Annotated in this window: 19 protein-coding genes, 1 tRNA gene and 1 pseudogene; 8 read left to right on the top strand and 13 right to left on the bottom strand. The window is 52.7% G+C overall.

The features are described from left to right. The first annotated feature begins 120 nt into the window (after positions 1-120). A complete protein-coding gene (locus ACZ5EH_RS19750) occupies positions 121-1,905 on the top strand; it encodes a PEGA domain-containing protein (RefSeq protein ID WP_464275587.1) in 1,785 nt (594 codons plus the stop codon). 153 nt (positions 1,906-2,058) lie between these two features. On the opposite strand, the gene ACZ5EH_RS19755 is transcribed toward ACZ5EH_RS19750, so the two are convergent. The 9 genes from ACZ5EH_RS19755 to ACZ5EH_RS19795 form a co-directional block, all read right to left on the bottom strand. Beyond that, positions 2,059-2,832 carry an MBL fold metallo-hydrolase gene (locus ACZ5EH_RS19755; RefSeq protein ID WP_464275588.1) on the bottom strand — a complete coding sequence of 258 codons (774 nt, stop codon included), beginning with the start codon at positions 2,830-2,832 and terminating at the stop codon, positions 2,059-2,061. A 69-nt stretch (positions 2,833-2,901) separates the two neighbouring features. After that, positions 2,902-4,179 (bottom strand): glycosyltransferase family 4 protein, encoded by a 1,278-nt coding sequence (locus tag ACZ5EH_RS19760; RefSeq protein WP_464275589.1) that lies wholly within the window; start codon positions 4,177-4,179, stop codon positions 2,902-2,904. Positions 4,180-4,238: 59 nt separating this feature from the next. Next, positions 4,239-5,042 (bottom strand): PIG-L deacetylase family protein, encoded by an 804-nt coding sequence (locus tag ACZ5EH_RS19765; RefSeq protein WP_464275590.1) that lies wholly within the window; start codon positions 5,040-5,042, stop codon positions 4,239-4,241. A 15-nt stretch (positions 5,043-5,057) separates the two neighbouring features. Beyond that, entirely contained in the window at positions 5,058-6,044 is a 987-nt protein-coding gene (locus tag ACZ5EH_RS19770; RefSeq protein ID WP_464275591.1) for an HD domain-containing phosphohydrolase, read from the bottom strand. A 73-nt stretch (positions 6,045-6,117) separates the two neighbouring features. Continuing rightward, positions 6,118-7,575, bottom strand: coding sequence for an IS1182 family transposase (locus ACZ5EH_RS19775; RefSeq protein WP_464274022.1), 1,458 nt, complete (start codon positions 7,573-7,575; stop codon positions 6,118-6,120). Beyond that, complete coding sequence (locus ACZ5EH_RS19780) at positions 7,472-7,996, bottom strand: hypothetical protein (protein ID WP_464275592.1); 525 nt, start codon at positions 7,994-7,996, stop codon at positions 7,472-7,474. Before ACZ5EH_RS19780 ends, ACZ5EH_RS19775 begins: the two co-directional genes overlap by 104 nt. 129 nt (positions 7,997-8,125) lie before the next feature. Next, positions 8,126-8,899: an ABC transporter permease gene (locus ACZ5EH_RS19785; RefSeq protein ID WP_464275593.1), complete on the bottom strand. Its 774-nt coding sequence runs from the start codon at positions 8,897-8,899 to the stop codon at positions 8,126-8,128. 14 nt (positions 8,900-8,913) lie between these two features. Continuing rightward, positions 8,914-9,660, bottom strand: coding sequence for an ABC transporter ATP-binding protein (locus ACZ5EH_RS19790; protein ID WP_464275594.1), 747 nt, complete (start codon positions 9,658-9,660; stop codon positions 8,914-8,916). 34 nt (positions 9,661-9,694) lie between these two features. Further along, complete coding sequence (locus ACZ5EH_RS19795) at positions 9,695-10,591, bottom strand: ABC transporter substrate-binding protein (RefSeq protein WP_464275595.1); 897 nt, start codon at positions 10,589-10,591, stop codon at positions 9,695-9,697. Between the two features lie 237 nt (positions 10,592-10,828). Here ACZ5EH_RS19795 and ACZ5EH_RS19800 point away from each other — a divergent pair, with 237 nt between their 5' ends. The 7 genes and pseudogenes from ACZ5EH_RS19800 (at position 10,829) to ACZ5EH_RS19830 (ending at position 16,443) form a co-directional block, all read left to right on the top strand. Next, positions 10,829-11,395, top strand: coding sequence for a tetratricopeptide repeat protein (locus tag ACZ5EH_RS19800; RefSeq protein WP_464275596.1), 567 nt, complete (start codon positions 10,829-10,831; stop codon positions 11,393-11,395). A gap of 16 nt (positions 11,396-11,411) precedes the next feature. Beyond that, entirely contained in the window at positions 11,412-12,275 is an 864-nt protein-coding gene (locus ACZ5EH_RS19805) for an HDOD domain-containing protein (protein ID WP_464275597.1), read from the top strand. A 23-nt stretch (positions 12,276-12,298) separates the two neighbouring features. Further along, positions 12,299-13,180 (top strand): MBL fold metallo-hydrolase, encoded by an 882-nt coding sequence (locus ACZ5EH_RS19810; protein WP_464275598.1) that lies wholly within the window; start codon positions 12,299-12,301, stop codon positions 13,178-13,180. Positions 13,181-13,342: 162 nt separating this feature from the next. Then, entirely contained in the window at positions 13,343-14,215 is an 873-nt protein-coding gene (locus ACZ5EH_RS19815; RefSeq protein ID WP_464275599.1) for a P-loop NTPase, read from the top strand. A 187-nt stretch (positions 14,216-14,402) separates the two neighbouring features. Beyond that, positions 14,403-14,496, top strand: a tRNA-Ser gene (locus ACZ5EH_RS19820). Positions 14,497-14,592: 96 nt separating this feature from the next. Continuing rightward, positions 14,593-14,820: pseudogene (locus ACZ5EH_RS19825) on the top strand (DUF6538 domain-containing protein); the annotation flags it as partial. 57 nt (positions 14,821-14,877) lie between these two features. Next, the gene (locus tag ACZ5EH_RS19830) at positions 14,878-16,443 is read left to right on the top strand and encodes a site-specific integrase (RefSeq protein WP_464278333.1); all 1,566 of its coding nucleotides are present in this window, start codon (positions 14,878-14,880) and stop codon (positions 16,441-16,443) included. A gap of 18 nt (positions 16,444-16,461) precedes the next feature. On the opposite strand, the gene ACZ5EH_RS19835 is transcribed toward ACZ5EH_RS19830, so the two are convergent. The 4 genes from ACZ5EH_RS19835 to ACZ5EH_RS19850 form a co-directional block, all read right to left on the bottom strand. Beyond that, entirely contained in the window at positions 16,462-16,794 is a 333-nt protein-coding gene (locus ACZ5EH_RS19835) for a Rha family transcriptional regulator (protein ID WP_464275600.1), read from the bottom strand. 12 nt (positions 16,795-16,806) lie between these two features. Further along, entirely contained in the window at positions 16,807-17,193 is a 387-nt protein-coding gene (locus ACZ5EH_RS19840; RefSeq protein ID WP_464275601.1) for a BRO-N domain-containing protein, read from the bottom strand. 262 nt (positions 17,194-17,455) lie between these two features. Continuing rightward, complete coding sequence (locus ACZ5EH_RS19845; RefSeq protein WP_464275602.1) at positions 17,456-18,160, bottom strand: virion core protein, T7 gp14 family; 705 nt, start codon at positions 18,158-18,160, stop codon at positions 17,456-17,458. 654 nt (positions 18,161-18,814) lie between these two features. Next, positions 18,815-19,381 carry a recombinase family protein gene (locus tag ACZ5EH_RS19850; RefSeq protein WP_464275603.1) on the bottom strand — a complete coding sequence of 189 codons (567 nt, stop codon included), beginning with the start codon at positions 19,379-19,381 and terminating at the stop codon, positions 18,815-18,817. Between the last annotated feature and the right edge of the window lie 60 nt (positions 19,382-19,441).

The raw sequence follows: 19,441 nt of genomic DNA on the forward strand, positions 1-19,441 counted from the left end.
GGCCACTGTCTTGCGCCAGCCTGCAAAACAGCGTAATTGCTCATACCGCCTATTTGAACCATGAACACGTGCGCCGTGTGCAGGACATGGTCTGCGCCGGTAGCAGCGAGGAGCGTTTGCATGCGAACAGCCCTCTTCTTTCTTCTTGCCCTTGCCTGCTTAGTTATGCAGCCGACATTCTGCATTGCTCAGGAAAATCCTGAGCAGGCCAAGGGAAGATTGTATGTTGAGGCCAATGTATCCAATCCCATTATCAGCCTGCTTAATGTCCAGGAAACCTTTCGCCAGGGAATGCGCCTTGCTCCCGGTATGTATGTGGTCAAAATCGCTGCCGAAGGCTACCCTGCCCTCACCAAGACTGTGCAGGTGACCGCCGGAAAGGATGTGCGTTTGCAAGCCGAACTGGGCGCGGCGCAATCCGAAGGTGATGATCAAAAGACCGAGGAAGCCGAAAAGGCAGGCGATGAACAACGTAGTGCGGGATCACAACGACTTTTTGTCAAAGTGACCCCCGATGACGCACGGGTCAGAATTCTGAACATCGCCCCCAAATATGAACAGGGCATGCAGCTTGACCCCGGTGAGTATGTAGTTGAAGTCAAAAAAGAAGGCCTGGGGGAGGTTGTCCGCACTGTTACCCTGAAAAAGGGCGAAGACCTTACCCTCACCATCAATCTGGACAAAGAATCAGGCAGTGACGCAAGTACCGAATCCGCTGCAGAAGCTTCGGATAAAAAAGGCGGGAAGCTTTTCGTCAACACTACCCCAAAGGATGCCGATGTACGTATCCTGGGCATCAAACCGAAATTCAAACAAGGCATCAAACTGCCGCCACAGCAGTACACCATAGAAGTCAGCCGCAACGGTTATGAAACCACTGAACTGGTCGTTGATGTTTCCTCGGGCAAGGAGACACGCGTCTCCATCACACTGGTCTCTGACACCCCGGTTCCGGCGGATTTTCCGCCGCAAACGCTGGAAGATACCGAGACCGCCATGACGCCGGCAGGCGAAGCCCAGGAGCGTATATACGTTCTCCCGATACCTGCCGATTCTCAGGTGCGCATTCTAAATATCGCCCCAAAATATGAACCCGGTATCGAGGTTGGGGCTGGCGAATACGAAGTCGAGGTTTCAGCGGACGGGTATGAGACCATTGTCCGCAATGTCGAAGTGCCCAAGGGGCAACACCTGGCCGTTGGCATAGATATTCGCCCGGAATCCGAGCGCAACGAAGAACAATCCGCTGCGCTGAGCGAATCCAATCAACAGAACGATGGCAACACCCCGGTTCTCAGTGATCCCGACAAGGGACAACTTTATGTGGAAACCGACACTGACGTGGCAAACGTCACGTTTCTCGATCAGGATATGCCCTTCACCCAAGGCATGGAGCTTTCACCTGGCTCATACAGGATACGCATAGACGCCGGCCAGGCCGGCACCAAAGAGGCCGTGGCAGTAGTCGCTTCTGGCAAGGCCTCCCATGTCAAGGTTCGTTTCACGCCAGAGCCTGCACCGCCTGCCACTCCAGAGGGGCAGGAGGCATTGATGCAACAGTTGCAAGTTTTGCTGGATGAGGCTGTAGCGGCCCAATCCTCGCAAAATCTTGATGGGGCCCTTGCCAGCGTGGAAAAAGCCTTGCAGTTGGCGCCTTCCTTTGCTGCGGGTCTCAAGATGCGCGGCGACATTCTCTTTGCCAAAGGGCAATACCAGCAGGCTTTGGAGGATTATGAGCGGGCCGTTGAGCTCACCCCGCGCGACCCGGCAGCCTATCTGGCCAGGGGCAAGGCGTACGCCGTGCTCAAAGATACGGACTCCGCTTGCTGGGATTTCTGGAAAGCCTGCTCCATGCAACGTTGCGAAGCCATTGCAGCTGCTCAGGACGAGGGTCTCTGCAAATAAAAGATCATACAAAAACTGGGGAGAAAGTCCTTATGGACCTTCTCCCCACGTTCTCCCCCCATTATAAGGGGGTGACGCTTCAAAAAGCAGAACTGTCTGCGACTCCTGGAAATGTAAAGAAACATGCCGCACGTATGGCCATGTGGATTCTGCTCAAATAGAGACTTCCATGGCGTCGCCACTGCCGGCATATAAAAAAATCTTGCTCTGACAATCGCCAATTTCCCCAGCAAACTCCCACACCCACTCCGTCTTACCGAAAACGTGCATTGGCACAAACGCATGAGGCCTGACCTGATTGACAAAATCAAGAGCGCCCGACCAATTGGCCAAACGCTTATCCGTATTGGAGAAGGCGATATCTATGTGCCGCCCGGACAGGTCCTGTAAAACGCTTTGATACGCTGCGCGGCTGAACGCCCTGGTGCGGTTGTCCAGGTTTTCCCAGTCCCAGCCAGCAACATCGCCGCCATAGTAAATACTGCCATGCGGTGTCACAATCAGGGCGCCTATGCCAAGATCAGTGCTTTCGTAGACCGTGATGGACATATCATCCACCAGCAACGCATCATGGCTTCTGCCTTTTTCCTCCACGACATCTTCGTCCTGGGGTTCAAGCACAGTGACATCGAGCTTTCCCCCTTCTTCCTTGGGCGTAAATTCAGGGTGCAGATCCGCCACATCGTAGGAAACCAGATAACGCACACTCGAGGCTTTGCGCCCCATTTCAATGACTTCGGGAGTGAAATGATCGTCGTGAGAGTGGGAAATGAAGACGGTGAGATCTGCGCCTTCCACTTTTTCCAGGACAAGGTGTTCTGCAAGATCGTTGCGGTGATCGGCATCAGGGTAGTCAAAAAGAAATGTTTTGCCGCCGAGTTCCAATACAAAACAATTGTGAAAAATATAGGTAATGCGCGCAGTCACGACATGCCTCCAGGTTTTTGAGCCACCGCGCGCCCTATGCCGCCATCAAAATACAGGGGCGTTGCGGCCTTACTCCTTTTTAGGAGTAAAATCCTGTAAAAATTCGATTATTTTCCCATAGTTCTGTTCCGGATCAAACATTTCTAGAGCTCGAGCCCGCCCGGCTTCCGCCATTTCCAACGCCTTATCCCTGCTCTGCAGCATTTGCTGTATTGCATTGGCAAGCGAATCGGGGTTGCGTTGCTCAGCCAGAAGACCTGTCACACCGTCTTCAATCAATTCGCTGATGCCAGAGACGTCACTGGCAACCACGGGCAACCTGTGCGCCAAGGCTTCCATTATCACGTTGGGAATGCCGTCCCGGTCTCCTGAAGTATCAATAACGCATGGCATTACAAAGACATCTGCCTCAAGAAACAACTTCCCAACCTGATGGTGCTGTACAAAACCAGGAAAGGACACAACGCTTTCAATATCCAACTCTTTCGCCAGTCTGTGCAGCATTGCGTTCTTTGGTCCTGAACCTGCCAACACCAGGTGCACGTCCAGACCCTTTTGCCGCAATATACTACACGCCTGCAGCAGGTATTCAAAACCCTTTTTGCCAACAAAGCGCCCCAATGCAAGAAGTTGATAGGGCTGTTCCATTTTCACGGGTGCAGTATCCCCGGTGCGTAATGATATACCATTGTAGGCCAGACGAATCTTGTCCGCCTCCTGCTCTGTCAAACCTGCATGATCCGCCAGGTACGCTTTGTTTACCAATGTGTTGACGCGCACAAACGCGGCAGCGCGCAATTTGTCCTTCAGGGCGCCATCTGGCGGATGAATATCCCAGGCGCGTGCTGTGAAGCTGAAAGGCACTCCCATGAGTTGGGCCGCACACCAGACGGCAGTGGCGGGGCCACTGGCCCAGGGCGCATGTAAATGCTCAATACCGTCTTTTGTGCAGCGTTCAGCCAGGAGAAATGCAGCGAGGAAAGCCCAGAGATTCTCCCCCCCTTTTTCCAGCCCCTTCCAGCGTCTGAAGGGGACCTGTCGCCAGAGACGTGCGCAGACACCAGGCCGTTTGAACCACCAGCGACACATCGCGAGAAAAATGCTGGGCAGAGCGCGAATGCCCATCCGCTCCACGGGACGTGAAAGATCACGCATTTCGGGAGAGAGCTTTTTTTGCAAAGGGCCGTACAGTGTATATACGGACAGGGGGAGCCCCTGATTCCAGAGGCCGAGAACCTCTCTGAAAAGAAATGTTTCAGTGGGCTCGGGAAACCAAAGCAGCACATAGGCTGTTTTCGGCAAATTGTCGTTGGCGGCGGAAATATTATCGGAAAATGACGCGTTCATGGGCAAAAGAGCAAAGCCGCGAGCGGCCAGGCAATCGGACGTGGTTGAAAAAAACGCCCTCAGGCCGCGTCCTCTTCAGCCTTATGGACGGCCGCGGCAAAATCCGAAAACCTGAACGTTCCCGGATTCAATTCGTAATTCAACGGCCCGGCGTGAGGAGGGATACTATAGTCACGGCCGGGAGGCAACGCAGCCCACTGCTCCCCCAGGGTCAGCAAACTGCGACGCGGCATGGCCAGTCGAAAGGGCAGCAAATCCGTCCACTGGCTTTTATAGGCGCGCATCATAGAAAACTTGCACCGAACATGCTCCGGGGTCAGGCGAGTGTAATGGACAGTCGCGGTTCCGTGTGTATCGGGAGCAAAACGCCCTATCCTCCATCCGCGCAGGAGGCGTGGGCCCGTGCGGTTATAGAGCGGGAATTCGAGGCATGCCGCTTCAGGCAGGCATTTTTGCCAGGCAGTGTATACGCACCAGTTCACTGCGTCGTGGTCAATGTGCCCCCCTTCATAGGCGGGGACATATATTCGCTGTGGCCCAATGGCTTCAATAGTCTGCCCCAGCCAGTCCGCCACTTCCGCAAGAATGGGCAGGAGTCCCCGGTTTGGGTAGTGCGGCAAGTGGATGGCGTTTTGCTCCAGGCCGAGTATAGCTGCGGCCCTTGCCAATTCTTTTTCACGCCGCTCGCGGCCGCCGCTGGCTTCGCCAGAAGTGATCCACACCCCATGGACCCTGGCGCCCTCTTCAATGTGACGCTTTAGCGTGCCTGCGATGAAGGTTTCGTCATCCGGGTGGGCCAACACAGCCAGAATACAATCTGCCTGAGTGGCCGCATCATTTAAAAATTCATTAGTAGCTGACATAAAAAGTACGCGAAACTACACTGAAATGAGTCCTTTTCGGAGGGCGCCAAGAAAAGCATCCACAATCTGGGGATCAAATTGAGTTCCCCTGTTACGTACCAATTCTGCAACAGCGGCATCAAGGGGTAATGCCTGGCGATACGGCCGATGACTACTCATGGCGTCAAAGGCGTCCACCACACTGATAATCCGCGCAAGCAAAGGAATGTCCTCTCCTGCAAGTCCATCCGGATATCCATTCCCGTTATATTGTTCGTGGTGGCTGCGCACAATAGGAACAATATGGTGCAATTCCCTGACATGAGAAAGTATTTCCGCTCCATATTCCGAATGACGCTTGATGCTCTCGTATTCCTCAGGAGTCAGGCGACCTGGCTTGCGCAGGATTTGGTCATCTATGCCTATCTTGCCTATGTCATGCAGGCTGGCTGCAAGGCGCAAAGTGTCCAGTTCCTCTTCCTGCAGCCCCATAGAGCGGGCCACAGTTACGGCATATTGACCTACACGGCGAGTATGCCCCCCTGTGTAATGGTCACGCATCTCAATTGTTTCAGCCAAAACGTTTACAGTGGAGAAAAACGTTTCCTGCAGCGTGTCATACAGGCGAGCGTTTTCTATGACAGTGGCGGCCTGAATGGTCATGCTCGAAAGCAACCTGAGATCATCCGCCGTGTAGGAGTGCGGCTCATTGGTGGCAACCTGCATAACCCCAATGACGTTGTCTTTGACCTTCAAAGGGGCGCTCATCAAAGAGGCCGGAGTACTGGAGCAATTAGCCAGACGAGGATCAGATGAAGCATCATTCAAAATTTCCGCACGACCGCTATTGATGACAGAGGCAGCCAACAAACGCGCGGCGGCCATTGTCTGCGTACGGGAAGCCTGGGCCATGCACCCCATACTCGCCAGTTCTTCCAGCTTGTGCTCTTTGCTTAAAATCAGAACGAGCGCCGTATCAGCCTTGATACGCTGTAGCACATGGTCCAATAGCAACAGCCCCACTTCATGGGGCGCAGCTCATTGACAAACCCCGCTTTTTGCAAAGTGGGGTTTGTTTTTATGAACCGATTTCTTTTCAGGCCGCTGCCAGCTGGGATGTTGGCTCGATCGGCCCCAATCGAACGAGACAGAGAGACTGAGGAAGAAAGTACAGGCATTTGGGCTGCAAATATTTGTATGACAGCCCCAAAGGGGCCAGCAGCAAGGCCATTTTCTTCATGTTTTGACATGTGGCGGAAAGCAGGCTTTGAACCTGGACCTTAGCCAGGCCGCAGAACCGAGCATAGCGATGCCCGTGCAGTTGTTTGGCGTCGGCAAAGCTGCGCTCTACGGTCTCTTTCCGGCGAGCATAGATTCTTTTTCCGAATTCCGTGAGCCGGTGCGCATCCACCGTATCCACGTATTCCCGCCACACATGGCGTGTCACTGTTTTCTTGCAATTCCGGTTTGTTGTGCACTCTTTCAGTAACGGACAGCGGCGGCAAACCTTTGGTAACGAGTCATAGAGACGATATCCTTCGCGGTTGGTGGTGGAGTAGTGAAGCTCCTGGCCTTCGGGGCAAAGATAGCAGTCCTTGTCCGGCAGGTATTCAAAGGCGCGTTTGGGGAGCATCCCTTTGCGACGAGTGGGACGACGATAGCCAATGACACCATAAATATGCTTTTCTTCCAGCGTCTTGCAAATGTGTGAGGTGAAATATCCTGCATCGAGGCCGACGTGCTTCACAGCAAAGCCGAAGCGGTTGATTTGTCGGTCCAGCCGATCGAGATAGGGCATGCTGTCATGCACCGAGGCCGGAGTTACGTAACTGTCGGTGATAATGTTGTGTCGGCTGTCCACAGTGCGATGATCCAAGTAAAAGAAGCCCTTAGGCTTGCCCTCGCGTACCATGTACCCGCTGTCCGGATCGGTTGTGCTCTGCTTGATCCGCTTGGACCCCGCTTCGCGGTTGTCCTGCTTCAGCGGTTTCTTTCCATGCCTGCGCCTGTCTTCCTCCACGGCGTCTTCAAGTTCGCCCAAGTATGACTTCGTGCTTTGGGCAACGAGCTTTTCCGTAAATTTATGCTTGTTGGCGTTGGCTTTCAGGTGGGTGGAATCGGTGTAAAGCGTGTGTCCGCCGACAAGCCTCTTTTTCATGGCCTGGAACACTATACCGTCAAAAATGTCCTGGGCAACGCTGGTGTCGTTAAATCTGCGCCGCCGGTTTTGGCTGATGGTGCTGGCATCGGGCACTTTGTCCTGCAATCCCAGGCCAAGGAACCAGCGATAGGCAACATTGACCTGGATTTCCTTGACAAGCTGACGCTCGCTGCGGATGCCAAACAGATAGCCGATGAATAGCATTTTGAAGAGCACCACCGGTTCAATGGCCGGACGGCCATTGCCCTCGCAATACAAATCCTTGGTGAGCTCATGAATAAAGGAGAAATCAATAACCTTGGCAATTTTGCGAAGCAGATGATTCATGGGGACAAGTTCGTTGATCGAAACAAACTCCATTTTCACCTGCTGATTTTTGGGCGGCTTTAGCATGAAGATAGTATAAGAAAACCCTCGCCGATTGGCGAGGGTTTGTCAGCATTCTGAGCCCCACTTCATGGGGCGCCATGTTTGTCGCTATTTTTTCGGCAATTCCATATAAAAGGGTAATTTCCTTGTAGCGGTCTAGAGTTTCATGAGCAACGCTGTACTTCTCATACTCCTGCTGCGCCAAACACGCGATCAAACGCGCTACAAAAGCTGCCTGCTCTGACCCGACCACGGCCCCAATATATGTATCACCAGAGTCTGTTTTGATGGAAATCGGTGTGGAAAGCCCATTGTCTGAGGATTCGCCAAAAATTATTTGTCCTTCGTTATCCAGAATAGCCGCCTCCCCTCCCAAGGAAGAAAGTGCATCTTCAACCAGGGAGCGGACTTCAGTTTTTTTTAGCAGACGCAACAACTTTACCACAGGCGTATCACTCCGGATATTGACTATTGGCTCAACTAATTAAGTATACATTTTAGATGGTCAGAGTGCAATCCATGAGCAACCCCCAAGAAATGGAGCCAACGAGCATGAATCCCGCCCATGTGTTCTTTATTGGCATTTCCAGGCGCAGGCTCTCCGCTCGAGTAGGTTCACCCCTTCATACAACAGAACCCCCAAAAAGCTCATGCCAAAAATGCCGGTGAACATTCCCTCGTAATCCATGCGCCCCCAGGCATCCATAATCATATATCCTAATCCATATCGAGTGGCGAAGGACTCCACAAAAAAGAGCACTGCCACGCTCACACCTGCATTCAACCGCAGAGCAGTGAATCCATGGGGCAAAGCTCCTGGCGCCAGAACTTCGTTGACGACGCGCCAACCACCTGCCCCAAGTGAACGGACAGAATCAAGATATTCAGGTGGGATATTGTGGACTCCGTCTCGTGTGGCAACCAATACCTGGTAGCCCAGAATAAGACTTATCATTGCTATTTTTGCTGTATCCCCCAGACCTAACAACAAAAAGACCAAAGGCAGCAGTACAATTTTGGGAATCGGATAGGTGAGAAACACAAACGGAGACAGGACTGCTTCCACCCGTTTACTGCCACCGATAAGTACGCCAAGAGGAAAGCCCACCCCAAAGGCCAAAGCCATGGCTGCAATACTGCGCAGGGCGCTGGCCTTGAAATGCAACCAGAAAATCTTTGTACCCAAGGCTTTGGCAAAAGCCACGGCAGCGACTTCCGGTGGGGGGAGCACCGCAGCATGCACAGACAAAGACACCAGCTTCCACAGGGCAAGGATGACCGCTATGGTCAATGCGTAATGGAGCGGTTTGCGCCATCTTTGGGCTTTCTTCCCATACCGTTGTGCCACGCCTTTCTCCTGCCCTACCAGTATTTTTCCATTGTCCGGCGCACTTCCCGCTGCAACGAGAAGAACTCCTGGCTCTCGCGTAAACCTGTTCGCCCAAAAAATGGATTTTCAAAGCTGGCGCAAACGCGGGCAGGACTTCCAGCGAGCACCAAAACGCGACTGCCCAACATCACGGCCTCTTCCACACTATGGGTGACGAGAACGTAAGGTATACGGCGTGTACGCCAGGTGGCGCACAACGTATCCTGTAGCTTTTCCCTGGTCAGTGCATCGAGGGATGAAAACGGTTCATCCATCAGGAGAAGGCGGGGAGACAGTGCATAGGCGCGGGCAATGGCCACCCGTTGCTGCTCTCCCCCGCTGAGACAAGAGGGGTAGTCCCGCTCTCTTCCGGCCAGGCCCATCTCCGCCAGAAGACGCGAGGCAGCCTGCAGGCGCTCCTTGCGCCCTATCCCTTGTAATTTAAGCCCAAGGGCAACATTGTCCGCCACAGTTTTCCATGGCAACAGACCATAGTCCTGCAATATAATGGAGATATCACTGCCAGGTCTGGCAATTTCGCGCCCATCCAGCAACACGTTGCCTGAATCTGGCTGCGTTAACCCACACAGCATGTAAAGCAGGGTGCTCTTACCGCAGCCTGAAGGGCCGACAATGCTCAAAGTTTCATCCGTTCCCAGATGAAAATTGATATTCTCAAGAATCTTTCGCCCCCCGGATGCTGCGGGGTAGGATTTGCCAATGGAGCGAACGTCGAGCATGTGCAATAGTTCTTATGGGGCGGATTTTCAGGGACTAAAAAACGAGTTTTTTGTATTGCAGCATGCCTTTGAGTAAGCCTCTCGTAAGCATCCACTGTTGTACGTTCCATACGTCCTGCTCATTGGGCAGTTCCGGATCCGGAAAAGTGTATACCGGAAAACTGCGGGCAAGGGGTTTGGGTACGCGTGTGGTCTCGACCATCAGATTACGAAAGGTCTCGGGAGCGTTGTTAATGCGCTTCACAGCCTGGCGGTAGGCATCCAAAAAATCATCCGCCTGATCTGCAAAACGTTCATGCAGGCAAATGACCGTCAGGGGCATTTTCAACTCTTCGTCGGTCACAATGGCCCCCGCGCCCTCGGATACGGCAAGGGAAGCCAGAGGTTCCGGCAGCAAAGCACCTTGCAATTGCCCGGAAAGCAGCATCTGAAGACGGATTGGAATCTGTTTCACCTCTACGATGCTGACTTCCGTCCCGGCCATTACGGGTAAACCGCGCATCCTTTCCAACAGGTACTCGATAATTGTGGAGGTGGAGATGCCAACCTCCAGGGATGCGGGCTTATCCTCAACTTCGGCCCCCCGGATCAAAGCAAACATTGGCTGCCCAGGTGTTGTCGCCCAACTTACAGTGACCATCCGCATGGGTACGCCATTATCGATGAGTAGCAGGGTATTGAGCAGGTCGCCAAAATAGCCGTCCAGATTACCGCTCTGCATTGCGGTATCACGCTCCAGCGCGCTGGTGAAAGGCACAAGCTCCACGTCCAACCCTTCCTCAGCAAAAAGCCCGTCGCGTACTGCAACCTGCAGCGGCAGCGTATCCAATACCGGCAGAATCCCCAGACGCAGCTTCTGAGCAGCCGCCACTGGTTGAACCAGCAGTACGGGGACTACCAGCAGCAGAAGCAAGAAGAAACCTTTCTTCATGGAGACACTCCTTACATTTAGATACACTTGTTTTCTTGGCGATTGTAACAACCTGTAGCCATTTGAAGTACCGACTTCCGCTGCTGAGTGCAAGACGGAGCAGCCCCTTTGCGGTCACTCGTTATAGCCTTGTTGCGTACAGCCCCGGTTTGAAGCTATTAAGACAAATCCTTCTTTCAAAATTATTCAGAGTACGATCAGCAACTGCTGTTCGTGCACGCAACTGGAGTGAAGACAATGAGTAAAAAAGACAACGGGATGAGCAGACGGCAATTGCTCATTGGCTGGCGCGACTCCTGGAAGGAATCCTGGCAGGAAGAAGAGCGAGAGGAAAAGGAGCGGCAAAAAAAAGCCGCCAGCGAGGAAGAATTAGTCTCCAATAAGCTTGCCCAGGCCCGTCAGGCGCATATGGAGGGCCGGCTCGAAGAGGCTGTGCCGCTCTATCGGGAAGCCGTAAAGATCCGCTCAAGAGATGAAGACGCTCGCCGCGATCTTGGGGTATGCCTCTACCAGATAGGGCATTACATCCCTGCCCGAGTTGAATTTGACCGGGTTTTATACACCCTGAACAAGGACAATACCTCCTCTTTGTACCTGGGGTTGTGTCTTTTGCAGATGGGTAAACCCGAAAAAGCAGCGGCTGCCTGGAGCAGTTTCTCAGCAACAGATGATCAGGACGCCCCACTTGCTGCCATTCTGCAGGAGCAGGTTCCCCTGCTGGCCGAAGGTGCGGACAAAGAACACATGGAAAAAGCCATCGCCTCTGTGAACGGCCTCCTTCAAAAGCATGTTGTTGCGAGCTGATAGCGGGCACTTTTGCATGGAAGAACACAAGCCGTCAGCAATTCGTGAAAACGTTCTGCAGGCCGTAGAAAAGATACCGGCCTTTCCGAAAAGCGTGCAGCAGGTTTTACAACTGACTGCGCGTTTAGATTGTGCTCCAAAAGATCTTGTCAGTGTTCTTGAAAACGACCCTATTTTTACTTTGAAAATTTTGAAGGTGGTCAACTCACCGTTCATAGGGCTGGCCACACGTATCCACTCCATCCAACAAGCTTGTGTTTATCTCGGTGTAAATACATTAAAAAACCTTGCCCTCAGTCTGGCCAGCATGGGGGTTCTCCCCCGACACAACAAAGCCGGCCTGGACATGAATGAATTCTGGCTACACTCACTGGCCGTGGCGCTGGTAAGCCGTCGGCTGGCGCACATGCTGCACGTTCCTGTACAGGAAAGCTCAGACTTTTTTTCTGCAGGATTACTGCACGATGTCGGCAAGGCTGTTCTTGCCCTGTCCATGCCGGATGCTTTTGCCAAAGCGCTTTCTCTTGCCGCCGAAAGTGAACATTTTCTGTATGATGCCGAATATACTATACTGCAGACCAACCATGCCGATGTGGGAGCGCTGCTCGCCCGTAGATGGGGATTCCCCGAGCCGCTGGTTCAGGGAATAGCCATGCATCATACCCCGGAAAAGAGCGCAGCCGAAATCATCGTCATCTGTGTCTTCACGGCGGACCAGATTTGCAAGTTCCTGCGCTACGGTCACAGTGGCGAGTCGGGCATACAGCCCTTGCCAATTGAAATCGAACAACTTTTCGGCATGGATTTTCAGACCATGTGCCACGGCATGCCGGATCTGGAACAGGATTTGGACAAGGCCCGTGTCTTCATCAACGCCTGAAACATAGAGGCTGCGAGGATGCCATGCGCGTGAAATTCTGGGGCGTTCGCGGCTCCATTCCGACTCCAGGCCCCCAGACCGTACGTTATGGCGGGAATACCGCCTGCATCGAGGTAAAGACTGGCGGTGATGAGATTTTGATTCTGGACGCCGGTACAGGAATCCGCCCCTTGGGGCTGGAATGCATCAAAAATGCGTCTGTTTCATGCTCTGTTTTCATCACACACACGCATTGGGACCATATCCATGGGCTTCCCTTTTTTGCACCACTCTTTTCCCCCACCTGCAAAGTATCTATTTATGGAATGGCCAATCCTGTGACAATGGGGAGCATTCGCGACGTACTCACGGTGCAGCTTGATTACCGCTTTTTTCCCATACGGGAGGCAGAGCTCCAGGCCAACGTACAGTATGAAACAATGACTGAAAGCAATTCTGTGCAAATTGGCGACGTCACGATTTCTGCCATTCTCATGAACCACCCTGTCCTCTGTCTGGGATACCTTGTTGCGCACAATGGGCGCTCGCTGTTTTACACAGGCGACCATGAGCCTTACCAAAACATCTATGCCCCGCATGAACCCGAATACGATGACTACCAGCAGCACATCCTGCACAAAAAACAGGCCATGTTGGAGAAAATCCGAGGGGTTGATCTGCTCATTGCCGACGCTCAATACACCGACGACGAATATCTTTCCAAAACTGGGTGGGGGCACTCGCCAATGCCTCAAGCCATACAGATGGCCCAGGAAGCTGGCATTCCCGCCGTCTGTCTGACACATCATGAACCCACACGCGATGACGGCGAACTGGATGCCCTGCTCGCTAATCTACGCCTGGAACAAGGCGCCCTGCCTCCTAGAATTGTAATGGCCCGGGAAGGGGAAGAAATTGAGGTTTGACCGCCGCAAACGTAAGCTGTTTACACCTTTGCAAGGCAAATTCGAGAAAGAAGACTTGACAACGCCCCTTCCGACAATACACTCCTTTCTGGCAGACATTTTCGATTTTTTTCCGGCGGGTTTTACCGTCGCAAGCAAATACGCGTTTTCAAGGAGCGAATCATGAGCGATTCAGGCTGTAGCGGCTGTTCAGATCAAGGTTCCTGCAGCTCCGACCCCTCCTCCTGTGGAGGGCCGGACCAGCAGAACGTCAAACTCGAAAAGACACTTGGCCGTATCAAGAACAAAATTGTTGTCCTCTCGGGCAAAGGGGGCGTTGGCAAAAGCACCGTCGCCACCAACATTGCAGTTGCGCTTGCCCTCTCTGGCAAAAAAACCGGCCTTCTGGATGTTGATGTCCACGGGCCAAGCGTACCGCGCCTGCTGGGCTTGCAAGGTGTGCAGCCCCATATTGGCGACCAGGTCATAGAACCGGTGCCCTGGCAATATACGCCCAACCTTTCGGTCATGTCCCTTGGCTTCATGCTTCCCAACAAGGAGCAGGCCGTCATCTGGCGCGGGCCCGTTAAAATCGGGCTCATCAACCAGTTCGTACAGGATGTAGCGTGGGGCGATCTGGACTACCTCATCGTGGACTGCCCCCCAGGCACAGGCGATGAACCCCTCTCCGCCCTGCAAACCCTGGGAACGGACGCCAAAGCCGTCGTCGTTACCACCCCGCAAGGCGTGGCCATCGACGATGTGCGCCGCTCTGTCAGCTTCTGCCGCGAAGTGGGTAACCCCATCCTCGGCATGGTGGAGAACATGAGCGGCTATGTCTGCCCCCATTGCGGTAAGGAAGAAAACCTCTTTATGACAGGGGGCGGTGAAGCCCTGGCCAAGGAAATGGGCGTAAACTTTCTCGGCCGCATTCCCCTGGACCCGGAACTGGTGCGCGCCGGCGACGAAGGCTATGCCTTCATGCGTGTGCAGACCGAAAGCCCCACGGCAGCAGCCATCGGCGAGATCGTCAAACCAATTCTCGCCCTCAGCTAGCGCCAAGACTCAAACAAACACTTACGGGCGGCCTTCCCTACAGGAAGGCCGCCCGTTTCTTGTCCTGCTCCAGAGCGCAATAACGTCGCTAAATCGCCTTCAAAACATGCACTGGCAAACCGTCAGTCCCTGCTTTTTTGCTTGCAGGCAAAGGCGATAATGTCTAAAAAGAATGTTTCCACTTCGCGGAGAGGTACCGAAGTGGCCGTAACGGGCCCGACTCGAAATCGGGTTGTCGGTTAGTAGCCGGCACGTGGGTTCGAATCCCACCCTCTCCGCCAGCGCATACAAGCAGCTGCAATAGCTGAATTTTTAGCAGGCTTATATCCCAAAGCACCGTCTGGTACACAGCGGTGGTACACAAGGGGTATAAGCCTGTGTCTTTTTGTTCTCCTGCCATTGGTTCAAATTCGGCTTCAAACGCAGCCGCACCTGCCTACTTGCTTCCTCGTCCAAGCGGATTATATTTCCGCATACGTATTCCAGCCGACCTTCAGCCGACGCTGGGAAGGACTGAGTATCGTCTTTCCCTTGGCACTTCGCACCTGAAGGAAGCCCGTCCAAAGGCTATGCGGCTGGCATCCAAGGCGCATGACATCTTTTCGGAAATCCGACGACTGAAAACGAAATCGACCACTCTTGAAAACAGAAACCGAAAGGCCATGACTAAAGCGAATGAAACACTCCAAAACCATCTTACCGACGAAAAGATTCGGGAACTTGTAGACAGGGAAATGAAGGAGACGCTCAACTATGAATTTGAGTTGCGCGTCAATCGGGAAAGACCTTGGCAGGATAATGAGCTTGAAAAGCACTTAGCTTCCCGCCAGCGCATTGCCTCGGACATTCGAGAACAGGCGGCACATGCCGATTATCGCGGCGTGAAGAATCTTGTCAGCGGGATTCTGGAGCAGGAAGGCATCAAGGTCTCGGAGAAGTCCACGGACTACAAGAAGCTGTGCGACGCCCTTATGAAAGGCATTGCCAAGGCGTATGACGAAGCTGGCTCCATTGACTTTTCACCGCTTGCCAGCAAGCTCTCGGAAGCTGAAACAGGCAAGACGGTTTTCGTCACGCAGCAACCTGCCGCACCTTCCCGCAAATCGCCCACCATCACCGAAGCCGTTGAGAAATATATCAAGACCAAGACGGAAAGCGGTGAATGGAAAGTCACCAGCGTGAAGGACTTGGCTCCGCAGCTTCGGCAGTTCGCGGAAATGGTTTCCAATGGCAAGAAACTGCCGACTCACGAGGTCACCCGCGACCACATGCGGAAATACCGCGAGGAACTGGTCAAGCTGCCCTCGCTCCGCTACCGCTGTCATTACAAGGGCAAGAGCAAGGCTCAGCTCCTGAAAATGGACATTCCTGAGAACCACCGCCTCAAGCCCAAATCCATCAAGACGCGCTTTGACAATGTGCGCTCATTCATCAACTGGGCAGAGCTTGAGGGGTATGTAGACAAGGCAAAGCCTCTCAACGTGGCGTTGGCCTTCAAAAAGAACACCCTCAAGGCGAAGCAGGCCAAACGCCGCGCCTTCACCAGCGATGAACTGAAAGCCCTGTTCCACAGCGCGCCTTACCAAGGCACGGCCACGGGCAAGCAGAAGTTCACAAAAGCATGGCAGTTCTGGGCACCGCTTATCGCCCTGTTTACAGGCGCACGTGTTGAAGAAATATGCCAGCTCCATCTGGACGACATCCGCGAAATCGACGGCGTTCCCTGTATCGACATCAACAACGAAGGCGACAAGGAACTCAAGACAGCCGCAGGCAAACGCATTGTCCCGGTCCATCCGTTCCTTATCAGGCTCGGCCTGCTTGAGCGCGTGAAAACACTTAGGTCAAAAGGCGAACTACACCTGTTCTCCCGCAAGACCTTGAGCAAGCGCGAAGGCAACGTCTCCGCCAACGTGACGCAGTGGTTCACGCGCTTCCGTCGTGATTGCGGCGTTGGCGCGGGTGAAGGCGAAGTCAGCAACGTTACCTTCCATTCCTTCCGGCATACGTTCATCACATGGGCAAAGCTCCACGACATTGACCGCCGCAAATTGAAGGAAGTCGTAGGCCACGAAAAAGGCGAGTTCGACGACATCACGTCAATCTATGAAGGCAGCTACCCAGCATCCACGCTCTTCCGCGATGTCATCCAGCCTGTGGACTGGGACAGGGAAATCACGCTTGACGCCCTTGCGCCGCATGGAAAGCAATGGATAAAAGGCCTTTAGAGCGTCTTTTTGAGACTGTCATGATGATTCTCCTATAGGCGAGGCGAAACGCACGTTAGAAGCGAAATATGAAAAGCAATGTGCGGCTGTCTGTGTCCATACTTCGGCGAGATTGATTTGTGCAGGAGCAAGGGGAAGGAGAAACGGGAAGACGGGAATGGTGAAGCCCATGACGAGCAGGGAGAAGCCGTCACGGTCCATGAGGAACATGGGCTGTTCTTTGTTCTGAGCGTTGATGTAAGAGGACTCCCCAAAATTGGGGACTCCTTTTGCTATCAGGGTTCGGATGTCGCGCATGACATGCTGGTGGTTCTTCCCGAACACCTCAGCCACCTTGAGGCTGGTGGTCATGGCTTGTTGTTCTCAAGGACGGTCACGAGGTTGCCACTTCTTGAACTTCTTGGCTTCAGGTTTACGGGAGCGGAGGACCAGAGAGTACAGACCGGATTCATTGATAAGAGAGATGCCGTGAGGGGCGTTTAATTTGACCCCAATACTATTGGGGTCCGTTTTCGTCACCTCATCTTCATCGAGAATCATCTTAAGCGTGTCGGTACGGATACTAAGTGCATCACACACGTCCTTAGCGACAAACCAGACTTCACCACCGCCCTCACCCTTGAGGACGCGAACGGTACCGGATGCAATCACAGACGCCTTACCGGAAACAAGGACGACAAGAAAACGTCCACATTTCGTTTCTAATGGCTTAAAAAAGAAAACACGACGAATGACAAGCGAAAACGACAAAAACGCCTCAGAATCAAAATATGGAGCAAATGCCCCACTCTTAGCCACTTGAGGGCATTAAGAGCATGAGGGAAGACAAAACACTGATAAAGACAAAAACACACGGATAATTGTAATTGAAATTCACTTTCAATAAAAAAGACTGACAAGCTAGGGAGAACTACAAGGCCACCTCTTATGTATCCATTGTGTCAGTCTTCATACTTCGCTTATGCCTTCGTGCCTTTATCCTCTCCTGCTTGCCAGTCCCGTTGCTGTCATATCATTTCCCTGTCAGCGAATAGCGGCCTGTGAATTTGCCGTTCTGGTCGTATATCGGTTGCTTGTACTGGTCATAATAACCAAGCCCCTTGCTTCCAATCGACAAAGCCGCACCGACCATTGAACCGACATTAGGGAAGTTGACAGGCTTGGGGATGTATCGACCTGAAGCCGTTCCACGGTTCTTTGCGGTATCTCTTAAGCCTTTCACGGATATGCCGTATGCGTCCTTGTCCATATCAAGCTGGTGCTTCAGTGAATCCCTGTAGAGGGCTTCTTGTCTGTGATAGTCGTCCATGAGGAACTGGAGCGACTGACCAGCCGCCTCACTTGAAGCTAAAGCCGTCCCTTGTTTTTCGAGGCGTTCCCTTTGAATCCGTTGCACCTCTTGCGATGCCGCCTCTTGCTTCTGCATGAGCGCAATGCTTTCAGCGGCTGTCTGTTCGATGTAATCCTTGTTGGCGAGTTCGGCGTTCTTGACCGCTGTCTTGTTGTAATTATCTGCCATTTCGCTTTGATATGAGTTCATGGCATTCGCCTGTTCACTTTGAGCGACCATGTTGGCGGCTGTAGAAGCGGCGGCAATGGCTAGGGAGTACATGAACATTTGAGACGCTGTAATCGTAGACGCTGCGGCAGTAGTGCCTGCTGTGGTTCCACCTACTGCGGCTGTGGTTCCCGCTGTAGCTGAAGCTGGTTCACACATAGACCTGTCTCCTACTCAATCTTGATACACTGTTAAAGGGTTGCTATGAGGTAGGTAGCTGTGAAGACGTACACAAAAAATTCACAACGACCATATTTTATCTTGACAAATTTCTTTATTTTTGATACCTGACCACTCCCCTATATATACTGTAGTTGTCTTAAGTTTGACTTAAGTCTTCACCCTTTCTTCTTCTTCCTATCCTACTACTTCCCTCAATCCTGTCTGTACACTTAGGTTACTTCTTAAGTTATACTTAGGACGTCTTACTTGTGGGAGTGGGTAGGGCCATTGGGTAGGTTGAAACCTAGGTTACACTGTCGTTACTTCAGTTCACGTTATGTTCACTGCTGTATGACTTAGGTATCTTCTTTCCTCTTCTTCCTTGTCTGCTTACTTCCCCTTGCTCCTTAGCTGTCACTATAGTTGATCTTAAGTTCAGCTCTTTCTTCTTGTCGTTGTCACAAGTCGTCACAATATGAAAAGCCGAAGAACACTGCTGTGTCGGGCTAGTGTTCTCCGGCCTTACCAAGAATGAAAGTATAGGAGAGAGGTCGTCTATTTGTCGCAGGGATGTGAAGAGTTGTGGGGTATAGCTGGACCGCTTCCCCCTTGTTAGTGCAACCTAATTAAAGTTTCAGATATTTTAGGATGTTAATTGGGTTCGGCGATGATGCGGTACAAGGTCTGCCTGCTTATGCCATATTCAGCCGCTAACGCCTTTTTTTCTTCGCCCATGACTGTTGCCCTATGTCGAAGCTCTTCGGCCTGTTCTGGCGTCAATTTGGCCTTTCTGCCGCAGTGTTTTCCCTTGGCTTGTGCCTTGGCAATACCTTCCCTTTGCCGCTCCTTGATGATGGAGCGTTCAAACTGGGCGACGGCTCCAATGATTTGAAGCTGGAGCGTTTGGAAAGGGTTGTCTTCGCCTGTGAAGGTCAACCCCTCTTTGTGGAACTGAACGGCGACGCCCTTGCCAATGAACTTCTTTAGGAGCGAGAGCAGGTCGTCAAGGTTACGGGCAAGGCGGTCTATTGAATGAACGTGGAGCGTATCGCCCTTGCGGACAAACCTCATGCACTCTTCCAGCTTAGGCCGCTTAGACGTTGCGGCACTTGCCTTCTCTTCAAAGACTTCGGTCACCAAGTTGCAATCAAGGTCAGCAAGCTGGCGGTCAGTGTTCTGGTCGATTGAGCTAACACGGATGTATCCAACATGAGCCATATTCCTGTTTCCTCCTTCTGTGCCCATTGTGTAACAGAAGGACTAGACTTTTTGAGAAGG

This window comes from Desulfovibrio biadhensis, assembly GCF_055388615.1.